This window comes from Streptomyces hygroscopicus subsp. hygroscopicus (assembly GCF_001553455.1).
Classification (GTDB): Bacteria; Actinomycetota; Actinomycetes; order Streptomycetales; family Streptomycetaceae; genus Streptomyces; species Streptomyces hygroscopicus.
This window is the reverse complement of record NZ_BBOX01000058.1, coordinates 1-12,070: the sequence shown is the minus strand read 5'-3', so window position 1 is coordinate 12,070 and position 12,070 is coordinate 1. Positions and strand designations below refer to the sequence as shown.

The window sequence follows — 12,070 nt, the reverse complement described above, 5'->3', positions numbered from 1 at the left end:
CGGCGGCACCGCGTCACCGCGGTGTCCTCGCGTGAACGGATGGGGGTCCGGGCGCCGATCATGGCGCGGGGTGTCCGGGTGCCGGTCGGCGCGGGACCCGGGCGGCGCCCGGACGCGGGGGCGTCGGCACACGCCCCGTGCTCAGCGCGGGGGGCGTTCGTCGGGACGGCGCCCGGACGCGGGGCGCCGGGCCCCCGCCTCCATCCGGCACGGCGTGATCAGTCGCCGGTGGCGCCGTCGATCCGCTCGCGTATCAGGTCGGCGTGGCCGTTGTGGCGGGCGTACTCCTCGATCATGTGCAGATAGATCCAGCGCAGGCTGTAGTCCCCGCGGCCGGGGCGGGCGACGACATCGTCCAGGTGGCGGCCCGCGGCGGCCTCCTTGGCCCTGGCGATCTCCTCCCGCCAGACGGCGAAGCAGTCCTTCGCGGTGTCCTCGCCGGTGACGCGGAAATCCCCGTCGGGGTCCTGGTCGCTGTACCAGATCGGCGGTGCGTCCTCCTGGGCGAGCACCCGCCGGAACCAGCTCCGCTCGACCTCGGCCATGTGCCGTACGAGTCCGAGCAGGGTCAGCCCGGACGGCGGCGCGGACGCCTCCCTCAGCTGTGCGTCGTCCAGGCCCTGGCACTTGAGGGCGAGGGTGGCGCGGTGGAAGTCGAGCCACCCCTCCAGGCTGGTGCGTTCGTCGGCGGTCCGGGGCGGTTCGGGTCGTTCCGTGGTCGTCATGGCGGTCATGATGGCGGGCAGGTCACCCGGCCGCCACACGTTATCCGTTCAGCATCCCGCGCAGCAGCTCCTCGAGGCCGGTGCGCAGCGTCGCGCGGTCGGGTACGGCGTCGTGGTCGGCGCCCGCTGCGCAGCTGAACATCAGCCCCTCGCACCAGGCGACCAGTGACCGCGCGTGGCGCCGGGGTTCGGCGGAGCCCAGCGCCGTCATCATCGCCTCGAGCGGCTCCCGGAAGCCGCGCCCGGTCGCGTCGTAGAACTCCCGCAGCTCCGGGCGGCGGGTCGCCTCCAGTGCGAGTTCGTAGCGGGCGATCAGCAGGTCGGGCTGGGCGGTGAGCGAGCGGTGCAGGGCGAGCGAGAGCGCGTCGGCCGTCCCGGCGACCGGATCGGCCCCGTCCGGCGCCGCACCGGCGGTCCGTGGCATCTCGTCGGGTGTCAGCACCTCCGCCTCCCGCTGGGCCAGCCGCCGGACCGCCGTCTTCAGCAGGGCGGCGCGGGTCCGGGCGTGATTCGAGGTGGAGCCGAGCGGAAGCCCGGCCGCCTCGTCCACCGCGCGGTGCGTCAGCCCCCGCATCCCGCGCTCGGCCAGCAGCGCGAGGGCGGTGTCGGCGATCAGCCCGGCGCGGGGGGACCCGGAAGCGGAGGCGGCGGAGGCGGCGGTGCGATCAGCGGTCATGGGGTCAACCTAAGCCCATCCGGCGCGCCCACTACAGGTGTAGTACGATGGTGCGTACTACACCTGTAGTTGAATCGGAGGAGTCATGCGGCAACCCCGTGCCCTGGTCATCGGCGCCGGAGTCGGCGGGCTCACCGCCGCCGCGGCCCTGCACCGCCGCGGCTGGTCCGTCACCGTCCTGGAGCGCGCCGCCCGCCTCGAGCCGGTCGGCGCCGGGATCTCGCTCGCCCCCAACTCCCAGCGCGCCCTGGACGCGATCGACCTCGGCGACGACGTCCGCGCCCTCGCCGCCTGGCAGGGCGGCGGCGCACTGCGCACCCCCCGGGGCCGCCGGCTCTCCCGGATGGACAGCGCGGCGATGGCCGAGCGGTTCGGCGGCCCGCTGGTCCTGCTCCACCGCGCCACCCTTGTCGATCTGCTCGTCTCCCGGCTGCCCGGGGGAGCGGTCCGCACCGGGACCGCCGCCGCCCTGGCCGACCCCGGCGACGCCGGCCGCCCGGCCCGGGTCACCACCGAGGACGGCGGGTACGAGGCGGACCTCGTCATCGGCGCCGACGGCATCGACTCGGCCGTCCGCCGCGGCCTCTTCCCGGACCACCCCGGGCCCCGCTACGCCGGATTCACCACCTGGCGCCTCGTCATCCCGGACCCCGGCCGGCCCTTCGAGCCCCATGAGACCTGGGGGAGGGGCCGGATCTGGGGCACCCAGCCGCTGAAGGACGGCCGGGTCTACGCCTACGCGGCGGCCGTCGCCGAGCCCGGCGGCCACGCCCCCGACGACGAGAGGTCCGAACTGCTGCGGCTCTACGGCGACTGGCACCGGCCCGTCCCCGATGTCCTCGCCGCCGCCGCGCCGCCGGACGTACTGCGCCATGACATCCGGTACCTGGCCGAGCCCCTGCCCGCCTACCACCGGGGCCGGGTCGCCCTGGTCGGCGACGCCGCCCACGCGATGGCCCCCACCCTGGGGCAGGGCGGCAACCAGGCCATCGAGGACGCCGTCGTCCTCGCCCACCATCTGGCCCCCGGCACCGGCGACCCCTCGGCCGCCCTGGCCGCCTACACCCGCGACCGGCTGCCCCGCACGACGGACGTGGTGCGCCGCTCGGCGCGCGCCGCCCGCGCGATCACCCTCACCAGCGCCCCCGCCACCGCCCTCCGCGATGCCGCGATCGCCGTCGCCGGCCGTCTCGTCCCCGGGCTGGCCCTGCGCTCCTTCGACGGCATCGCGGACTGGCACCCGCCCACCCGCACGTATCCTTCGGTAGCACAGCGGAAGGCGTGACCGGGACCGGGGAGATCCGGCGGAACCCCGGCAGGACCCGGGAGCTCCCGGGAGGACGAGGAGGCACCGTGAGGGTCGGCTGCATCGGGCTCGGCGACATCGCGCAGAAGGGGTATCTGCCCGTGCTCATGGCCCGCCCTGGTCTGGAGCCGCATCTGCACACCCGCACCCCCGCCACCCTCCAGCGGGTCGCCGACACCTACCGCCTCCCCGCTGCCCAGCGCCACGCCGACCTCGACTCGCTGCTCGCGGCCGGGCTCGACGCGGCCTTCGTACACGCCTCGACCGGCGCCCACGCCGGCCTCGTCACCCGGCTGATCGAGGCCGGGGTGCCCACCTACGTCGACAAGCCGCTCGCGTACCACCTCGCCGACAGCGAGCGGCTGGTGCGGCTCGCCGAGGAGCGCGGGGTGAGCCTGATGGTCGGCTTCAACCGGCGTTACGCGCCCGGCTACGCGCAGTGCCTGGACCATCCGCGCGAGCTGATACTGCTGCAGAAGAACCGCGTCGGCCTCGCCGAGGACCCGCGCACCCTCGTCCTCGACGACTTCATCCACGTCGTCGACACGCTGCGCTTCCTCGCGCCCGGCCCGGTGGACCACATCGACGTGCGGGCCAGGATCCGCGACGGGCTGATGCACCACGTGGTGCTGCACCTGTCCGGGGACGGGTTCACCGCCCTCGGCGTGATGAACCGGATGAGCGGCTCCACCGAGGAGGTCCTGGAGGTCTCCGGCCAGGACACCAAGCGGCAGGTGCTCAACCTCGCCGAGGTCGTGGACCACAAGGGCCAGCCGAGCGTGCGCCGCCGGGGCGACTGGGTGCCGGTGGCGCGGCAGCGCGGGATCGAGCAGATCACCGACGCCTTCCTGGACGCGGTGCGCGCCGGGCGGCGGATCGGCGCCGAGGACCCGCTGCGCACCCATGAACTGTGCGAACGGGTCGTCAGGGACGCCCTGGAGTCGGCTGGTCTGCCCGCTGATCCGGCGGCCGGGCCCGCGGCCCGTCCGTCCGCGGGGCCGATGGCTCGTCCGACGGCCGGTCCGTCCGCCGTCTGAGCGCCCGGCCCCCCTCGGCCGCGCAGAAGACGGCGAGCGCCGCCACCGCCCCGTACACCGGCCAGGGCCCGATGCGCACGTACGGGCTCGTGCCCCGCCCCAGCGGCACCGAGTAGACGGTGACGGCGCTGGTGCCGGTGGACATCCGGGGGCCCACCGGCTCGCCGCGCGGTCCGAACACCGCGCTCTGGCCGGTCAGCGTGGCGTGCACCATCGGCCGCCAGGTCTCGGCGGCGCGCAGCGCGGCCAGCGAGGCGTGCTGCTCGGGCGCCCAACTGTGCTGGAAAGTCGAGGTCGAGGACTGGACGACCAGCATCCGGGCGCCGTCCCGCACCAGGTTCCGGCTCATGTCCGGGAACGCCGACTCGAAGCACACCAGCGGGCCGATCCGCAAGGCCCCCGGCAGCCTCATCACCACCTGCCGGGTGCCCCGTTGGCGGTCCTCACCGGCCGCCTTGCCCACCGAAGTGGCCCAGCCCAGCAGCGGCCGGGCCGGGATGTACTCCCCGAAGGGGACCAACCGCATCTTGTCGTAGCGCTGCCCGGTCGGCCCGTCCGGTCCGATCAGCACCGAGCTCTTGTAGATCCCGGGCCGGTCGCTGCGCCGCGCGTCCACGTTGACCAGCAGATCCGCGCCGACCCTCCGGGACAGCGCGGCCAGCCGCCGGCTCAGCTCCGGATGGCCGGTCAGGTCCTGGCCGACGCTGCTCTCGCCCCACACCACCAGGTCGACCCGGCGGCCGGCCAGCTGCCGGGTCAGCTCCGCGCCGCGCTCGAAGCGCGGCCCCGGCCCCCGGACGACCCCCGGCTGCACCACCGCGATCCGCGCCGTCCCGGACTCCTGGGCCGGTGGCGCCCACATCCACACCCCGGCCGCCACGGCGCCGCACGCCGTGAGCCCGGCCAGCGCCACCGTACGGGCCCGGGCCACCGCGATCAGCACGGTCACCGTCACGTTCACCACGACCAGCAGAAAACCGAGCAGCCACACCCCGCCCACCGAGGCCAGCCGCAGCGCGGGCGCTACCTGCCACTGGCTCGCGCCCAGCAGCCCCCACGGCCCGCCGAGGTACTGCCAGGACCGGACGAGTTCGGCCATCAGCCATGCGGACGGCAGCAGCACCAGCGCCGCCGCCACCCGCCCGGGACCCGGGCGGCCGTGCAGCAGCCGGTGCGTCAGCCAGCCCCAGGGCGCCCACAACAGCCCCAGCAGCAGCGCCAGTATCACGATGAACACATGCAGGCTCGGCATCAGCCAGTGGTGCACCGCGAGCAGGAATCCGGCGCCGCCCAGCCAGCCGTCCAGCACGGCCCGGCGGCCGGTGGGCGCCGAGCGCACCAGCAGCAGCCAGGGCACCAGGGCGACATACGCCCACCACCACAGCGAGGGCTCGGGGAAGGCCGGTGCGGGCAGCGCGCCCGCCGCCATCGCCATCGCACCGCGCCACCACGGGGAGGCGAACCGCCGCCTCCACAGGTCCTCGCCGCCGGCCGGCTCCCGCACTCCGGACGCTCCCCTCCTGTCGGCCCAGGGCCAGTGTGCGGCAGGCGGCCGATCATGAACAGGGCGGGGGTGCGCCGGGGCGTGCCTCATGCCGGTTCCGGGAGGTCTTGTTCGGCCCAGATGAGCTTGCCGCCCTCGGTGTAGCGGGTTCCCCAGCGGCGGGTCAGCTGGGCGACGAGGAACAGTCCGCGGCCGCCCTCGTCGGTGGTGCGGGCGTGGCGCAGCCGCGGTGAGGTGCTGCTGGTATCGGTGACCTCGCAGATCAGCACCTCGTGCCGGATCAGCCGCAGCCGGATGGGGCCGGTGCCGTGGCGGATGGCGTTGGTGACCAGCTCGCTGACGATCAGCTCCGTGGTCGTCATCAGATCCTCCAGGCCCCACTCGGCGAGCCGGTGGATCGCCAGGGAGCGGGCGCCGGCGACCACGGCCGGGTCGGAGGGCAGGTCCCAGGAGACGACGTCCCCGGGGTCCAGACCGCGGGTACGGGCCAGCAGCAGGGCCACATCGTCGGACTGCGGGCGGGTGAGCAGCGTGGTGACCACCGTGGAGCACAGCTCCTCCAGCGGCAGCGCGGTCCGGCCCAGGGCGTCGCGCAGCCGGCCGAGGCCGACGTCGACGTCCTGGTCGCAGTTCTCGATCAGCCCGTCGGTGTAGAGGGCGATCAGGCTTCCGGCGGGCAGCTCCAGCTCCGCCGATTCGAACGGCAGCGACCCGAGGCCCAGCGGGGGACCGGCCGGCAGCGGAGGGAAGGAGACCTCGCCCGAGAGGTCCACGACCGCGGGGGCGGGGTGTCCCGCCCGTGCCATCGTGCACCGCTGGGTGACCGGGTCGTAGACCGCGTACAGACAGGTGGCGCCCAGCACCGTGGCGGCCACCCCCTCCTGTCCGGTCTCCTCCTCGGTGAGCCGGATGACCAGGTCGTCGAGGTGGGCCAGCAGCTCCTCGGGCAGCAGATCCATATCGGCGAGCGTGTGGACGGCGGTCCGCAGCCGCCCCATGGTCGCCGCGGCGTTGATGCCGTGTCCGACCACATCGCCGACCACCAGCGCGACCCGGGCACCGGACAGCGGGATCACATCGAACCAGTCGCCGCCGACCCCGTTGCGGGCGCCCGTGGGGAGATAGCGCGAGGCCACCTCGACGGCCTGGCCGCCGGACAGGGCGTGCGGCAGCAGGCTGCGCTGGAGGGCCAGCGCGGTGGCGTGCTCACGGCTGTAGCGGCGGGCGTTGTCGATCCACAGCGCGGCCCGCGCGACCAGCTCCTCGGCGAGCAGCAGATCGTCCTCCTCGAACGGGTTCGGCTGCCGGGAGCGGACGAACGAGGCCACGCCCAACAGGGCGCCGCGCGCCCTGATCGGCGCCACCATCAGCGAGTGCATCCCGAACTCGCGCACCTTCGCCGTCCGCGCCGGATCCTCGCCGGCCCAGGCCCTGATGGAGACGTCCATCACGGGGTCGAGCAGCGCCTCCCCGGAGAAGCAGCAGCGGGCCACGGGGGACGAGGGATAGATGGTGACCGGCTCCCCGGCCGTGGTGATGGACTCCGGGCACCCCTCCCGGATCGACGCCTGACCGGCGCGGCGGAAGGCGGGCAGGGTCCGGCCCGGGGACTCCACGGGATCCTCGCCGTGCAGAACCGACTCCAGCAGGTCGACGGTGACGAAGTCGGCGAGCCGCTCCACCGCGAAGTCGGCCAGCTCCTGGGCGGTGCGCATGACGTCCAGGGTGTTGCCGATGCGCGCGCCGGCCTCGTTGAGCAGCGCCAGCCGCTCCCGGGCCCGCCAGCGATCGGTGACGTCGATGACCATGTAGCACAGGCCCATCGGCCGGCCCTCGGCGTTGTCCAGCCGGAAGAACGACGTCGAGTAGGCGTGTTCGCGGGTCGGCTCGGCCATCGTCCAGCCCTGGTACTCGTAGTCGACCACCGGCTTGCCGGTCTTCAGCACCTGCCGCATCTGCGCTTCGATCGCCTCGGCGTTCAGCCCCGGCAGGAAGTCCCCCATCCGGTGCCCCAGCCGGTCCGGCCGCGGCACCCCGCCGTAGCGCTCCAGCGTGTCATTGATCCACACGTACCGCAGACCCGGGTCCAGCACGGCTATCCCGACCGGCGAGCGGGTCAGGAGCCCCTGGAGCAGTGAGCCGCTGAGCGCCCAGGACGGGATGGAGCCCACATCGATCCCGGACACCAGCCAGGAGGTGCCGCCTTCCGGATCGCGCAGCGCGGAGACCCGCAGCTGCACCTCGATCCGCCGGCCGTCCCGGTGCCGGGCCCGCCCCAGCCCGTGCCAGCCGCCGTGCGCCCGGCACCACGCGGCGATCGCCTCGGCCTTGGCCATGTCCTCCGGCGCCGCCAGCAACGTCCTGGCCGGCTGCTTCATCACCTCCGCCGCCGGATAGCCGAGGAGTCTCTCCGCCGTCGGGGTCCAGCCGGTGATGGTCCCCCGGGCGTCGATCAGCGCCGCGGCCGCATCCGCCATGTCGAAGGGGACATGCGTCTCGGTCGGCGCGATTCCCTGGGGGCTGGCCATCGCACCCGTCCCGTCTGCGGATACATTTCCCTCCATACTATGACCTCCGGTCCTTCCGGGCCGTGGGCATCCCCGGCCCGGGAGGGCCGAAGAGCCCACATCCCACGGAACGGGCGCCAAGAGGCGGAAAGGCCGCGCTTGACAATCCTCCGGTGGACACCCGAGGATCTGCCGCGTGAACTTGTCAGACAGCCAGACAGGTGTGGGATCCGATCTCCCTCGCCGGGTGAGCGCGATGGAAGCGGTTCTCGCCCACCTCCGGGAAGCGATCGAACGCGGCGACTACGCGGTGGGGGACAAGCTCCCCTCCGAGGCGGAGCTGTGCCGTCGCCTCGAGGTGAGCCGACCGGTGCTGCGTGAGGCCCTCCGGGCCCTGCAGACCATGGGGCTGACCGCCTCGCGCACCGGCAAGGGCACCTTCGTCATCTCCAGCGGGCCGGTGGCGGACCCCACCTTCGGCGACTACGCCGCGAGCGACCTGATGGAGGTGCGCCGGCACATCGAGATCCCGGTGGCGGGCTACGCGGCGCAGCGCCGCCGCGCCGAGGACCTCGACCACCTGTCCCATCTGCTGGAGCGGATGGAGCGGGAGACCGACACCACCGCCTGGGTGGCGATGGACACGCTGTTCCACCTCGCCGTCGCCCAGGCGGCCCGGAATCCGGTCTTCCGGCGGGTCATCGAGGAGATCCGCGACGCTCTGGCCCGGCAGTCGGCGTTCCTCACCGAACTCGGCGGCCGCCGCGAGCAGTCGAACCGGGAGCACCGGGCGATCGTCGAGGCGCTCGCCGACGGGTCCGAGCACGACGCGGTGGAGGCGATGACCCACCACCTCAGACGTGTGGAGACCACCCTGACCTCCATCGTGCGGCCCGCCACGGCGGACGGCCGGACGACGGCACCGGCGGAAGACGGACGGCGGAGGTGAGCGCGTACTCCCTCCGCCGGGAGGGCGCCGGTGGGCGGCGGACCCGGCCGGCGCACCGTGACGGCGCTTCCGGCGATCCCGCGGCCGGTGCTCATCGGCCGGTGTTCCTCGGTCGGTGCCCATCGGCCGGTGCTTCTCGGCCGGTGCGCGGCCGGATGCCGGACCCGCGGTGAGCCGCCGCTGAAGAATCGTTTCTCCGGGGCCGACCCTCGGACGCCCTCACCCCCCTCCACCACTCCTGGAGGACTCCCACCCGTGAACACCCCCGACCACGAGAGCACTACCATGAACACCTCCCCCGGACGGACCCTCGACGCGACCCGCCGCACGCCGGCCGAGCCCCCCGCCATCCGCGAACCCCGCCATGTGCCGCTCGCCCACGTCGTACGCGGCGGGGTCATCGAGGGCGTCCACCACGGCTCGGCCGTCGTCCTCGGCGCCGACGGCCGGGTCGCGTTCCAGGCCGGCGACACCGACGTGGCCTTCTACCCGCGCTCCGCGCTCAAGCCCGTCCAGGCCGTCGGGCTGCTGCACGCCGGGCTGCCGCTGGACGGGGAGCTGCTGTCGCTCACCGCCGCCAGCCACTCCGGCCAGCGGCGCCATCTGGACGGGGTGCGCCGCATCCTCCACGAGGCCGGGCTCACCGAGGCCGATCTGCGCAATGTCCCGGACCTGCCGTATGGCGCCGCCGAGCGCGACGCCTGGCTGCGCGACGGCGGCCGGCCCACCCGGCTCGCCCAGAACTGCTCCGGCAAGCACGCCGCGATGCTGCTGACGGCCCGGCTGCGCGGCTGGTCGCTGGAGGACTACCTCCACCCGGCCCATCCGCTCCAGCGGATGATCGCCGAGACCGTGGAGGACCTCACCGGGCAGCGCGTCGCGCGGGTCAGTGTCGACGGCTGCGGTGCCCCGCTGTTCTCCGTCTCCCTCCGCGGGCTCGCGACGGCCGCGGCCCGGATCGCCTCCGGCGCCATGGACAGCCCCGAGGGCCGGGTCGCGGCCGCCCTGCGCGCCCACCCGGACATGGCGTCCGGCAGCGACCGGGACGTGGCCCGGCTGATGCGCGCGGTACCGGGCCTGATCGCCAAGGACGGCTTCGAGGGCGTGCAGATCGCGGCGCTGCCCGACGGCCGGGCCGTCGCCGTGAAGATCGCCGACGGTGCCGACCGCGCCCGGATGCCGGTGACCGCCGCGGCCCTCGTCCACTGCGGTATCGACCCCGGTGTACTTACCGAGTTCGCCACTGTGCCGGTGCAGGGCGGCGGGGCCACCGTCGGCTGTCTGCACGCCACCGACGCCCTGGGGCCCTTCTGACGGAACACCGCGGCCTGATGGAACAGCACGGCCTGACGGAACACCGCGGCCTGACGGAACACCTCGGCGTCCACGGGCGATCCGCCGGAAGGCCCCGCCCGCCCCTCCCCACCGCTCACCGGGAGACCGAGGAAGACCGCACCCCATGACTGCCACCGGCCATCGCCGTGAACACGATCTGCTCGGCGACCGCGACGTCCCCGCCGACGCCTGCTGGGGCGTCCACACCCTGCGCGCCGGGGAGAACTTCCCCATCACCCGGCGGGCCCTTGGGAACGCAGACGGCGGGCGCACGGAAGCGGCGACGGTGGGCGCAGGGAAACGGCGGCGGCGGGCGTACGGAAACGGCGGCGGCGGGCGCAGGAAAACGGCGACGGTGGGCGCATGGAAACGGCGGCGGCGGGGCGTGGGAAACATCGCCCCGGGCCCCCGGGAGGTGACGACAGCGGCCCTCGGAAAAACGGCGGCGGTCCTCAGAAAGCGGCCCTCAGAAAGCGGGGAATCCGCGCAGCTCGACGACGGCCGGGGCGCGGCTGAAGGGGAGCAGCACGGCGGGGTGGTCCGGGCTCGCCACGTCGATGCGGACGCCGTCGGCGATCCGGTAGGGGCGGTGCGCCAGCACCGCCCCGACGCGCCCGCGCAGCCGGGACATCGCGGCCCGTACGGTCACCGCCCGCGTCGGATCCCCGAACAGGTCCTGGGCCAGCTGCGCCGCCGTGCGCCCCTCCGGGTGCGCGGCGAGCACCAGCAGTACCTCCGCCTGACGGGCGCTGAGCTCATGCGTCCAGGTGCCCGCGGGGCCCGAGAAGGTCAGGGCCCAGCGGTGCGGATGGCGCACGTCCAGCAGCAGGTGGCCGCGGCCGGCCGGGCCGCCTTCGGGAGACTCGCCGTCCAGCACCCGCAGCAGATGGCCGCCGGGCAGCGGTTCCACCGCGCACGCGCCGAGCGCGGGCAGCCAGACCGGCCCGTCGTACGGCGCCTTGGGCAGCGGCAGCCGGTGCTCGGGCGGGGACACCCCGGTGACCCCGGCGACCCAGCCGTGCCGGTCGACCACGACGGCCTTGCCGCGGATCCGCGCCAGGAGGGGCGCGGCGACCGCCCGCAGGCCCGCCAGCTCCCGGCTGTGCGCCAGACGCAGTTCGCCCTCGGCCCACCGGGCGGTCGCGGTGACCAGCGAGAGCACCGTCGGATGGGCGGTCCCGGCCGGGCCGCTGATGTCCACGACGCCCAGCAGCCGGCCGTCCCGTGCGTCGTGCACGGGGGCGGCGGCGCAGCTCCAGGGGTGGAAGGCGCTCACGAAATGCTCCGCCGAATGCACCCGCACCGGCGATCTCACGGCGAGCGCGGTGCCGATGCCGCTGGTCCCGGCGACCTCCTCGGCCCAGTGCGCACCCTCGACGAGCGCGATCCCGTCGGCCTGCCGGCGGACGCCCCGGTGGCCGTCGATCCACAGGATCCGGCCCTCCGCATCGGCGATGATCATGATGTGGCCGGCCGCCTCCGCCGCCTCCAGCAGCCCGCTGTGCAGGGTGGGCAGCACCTCGGCCAGCCGGGTCTGCCGCCGCCGCAGCTCCAGTTCGTCCAGGCCCAGCGGCCGTGGGGCGCGGCCGTGGTCCGGGTCCAGGCCCAGGCGCAGCATCCGGTCCCAGGAGGCGCCGATCACCGGGCGGGCGGGCAGTGGAAGCCGCCCCCGGCTCAGCGCCGCCTTGCGCATCACCGCCATGAGACGGGCCGATTCGGCGGGGCTCAGTGCGGCCAGGGGACCGGTGTCGCGCGGGTGCTGGATACGCATGGATGGCGGCCTTCAGCCTCTGCTGAACGGGGCGACGGGGCTTGGTTGTTGTTCCGCGATTGTAGTGAAGCCGTCCGGCGGGAGCGGCGGGCGTGAGGCCGTTCGTCGTGAGGGGCGGCTGGTTGGTGGGGCTGACTGTCGTGAGGGGGCGGCTGGTTGGTGGCTCCGGCCGCGTCATGTCGTCATCCCTCGTCATCCCACCCCGCCCCCGGGCTTCCCCCGGGGCGAGGTGTCACCCCCCCCACCGCGCCGCTCCCGGC

The 12,070-nt window shown here is 74.6% G+C and carries 9 protein-coding genes; 4 read left to right on the top strand and 5 right to left on the bottom strand.

The window, feature by feature from the left end; genetic code table 11:
* Positions 1–218: 218 nt before the first annotated feature.
* Both AXW62_RS07545 and AXW62_RS07540 read right to left on the bottom strand, forming a co-directional pair.
* Positions 219–725 (bottom strand): DinB family protein, encoded by a 507-nt coding sequence (locus AXW62_RS07545; RefSeq protein ID WP_060943809.1) that lies wholly within the window; start codon positions 723–725, stop codon positions 219–221.
* A 40-nt stretch (positions 726–765) separates the two neighbouring features.
* Positions 766–1,401, bottom strand: a complete 636-nt coding sequence (locus AXW62_RS07540; protein WP_060943807.1) for a TetR/AcrR family transcriptional regulator — start codon at positions 1,399–1,401, stop codon at positions 766–768.
* A gap of 85 nt (positions 1,402–1,486) precedes the next feature.
* On the opposite strand from AXW62_RS07540, the gene AXW62_RS07535 reads away from it, so the two are divergent.
* Both AXW62_RS07535 and AXW62_RS07530 read left to right on the top strand, forming a co-directional pair.
* The gene (locus AXW62_RS07535) at positions 1,487–2,686 is read left to right on the top strand and encodes an FAD-dependent monooxygenase (RefSeq protein ID WP_060943806.1); all 1,200 of its coding nucleotides are present in this window, start codon (positions 1,487–1,489) and stop codon (positions 2,684–2,686) included.
* 68 nt (positions 2,687–2,754) lie between these two features.
* Complete coding sequence (locus AXW62_RS07530) at positions 2,755–3,744, top strand: Gfo/Idh/MocA family protein (protein WP_060943805.1); 990 nt, start codon at positions 2,755–2,757, stop codon at positions 3,742–3,744.
* On the opposite strand, the gene lnt is transcribed toward AXW62_RS07530, so the two are convergent.
* On the bottom strand, positions 3,632–5,179 hold the full coding sequence (gene lnt, locus AXW62_RS07525) for an apolipoprotein N-acyltransferase (RefSeq protein ID WP_252368523.1): 1,548 nt from the start codon (positions 5,177–5,179) through the stop codon (positions 3,632–3,634). The two genes, AXW62_RS07530 and lnt, sit on opposite strands and share 113 nt — an antisense overlap.
* 155 nt (positions 5,180–5,334) lie before the next feature.
* Positions 5,335–7,776 (bottom strand): SpoIIE family protein phosphatase, encoded by a 2,442-nt coding sequence (locus AXW62_RS07520; RefSeq protein ID WP_060943803.1) that lies wholly within the window; start codon positions 7,774–7,776, stop codon positions 5,335–5,337.
* A gap of 175 nt (positions 7,777–7,951) precedes the next feature.
* On the opposite strand from AXW62_RS07520, the gene AXW62_RS07515 reads away from it, so the two are divergent.
* Both AXW62_RS07515 and AXW62_RS07510 read left to right on the top strand, forming a co-directional pair.
* Positions 7,952–8,704 (top strand): FadR/GntR family transcriptional regulator, encoded by a 753-nt coding sequence (locus AXW62_RS07515; protein WP_063817533.1) that lies wholly within the window; start codon positions 7,952–7,954, stop codon positions 8,702–8,704.
* 285 nt (positions 8,705–8,989) lie between these two features.
* The gene (locus AXW62_RS07510) at positions 8,990–10,018 is read left to right on the top strand and encodes an asparaginase (RefSeq protein ID WP_060943808.1); all 1,029 of its coding nucleotides are present in this window, start codon (positions 8,990–8,992) and stop codon (positions 10,016–10,018) included.
* Between the two features lie 487 nt (positions 10,019–10,505).
* Here AXW62_RS07510 and AXW62_RS07505 read toward each other — a convergent pair whose 3' ends face one another.
* On the bottom strand, positions 10,506–11,810 hold the full coding sequence (locus AXW62_RS07505; RefSeq protein WP_060943801.1) for a GAF domain-containing protein: 1,305 nt from the start codon (positions 11,808–11,810) through the stop codon (positions 10,506–10,508).
* Positions 11,811–12,070: the final 260 nt, after the last annotated feature.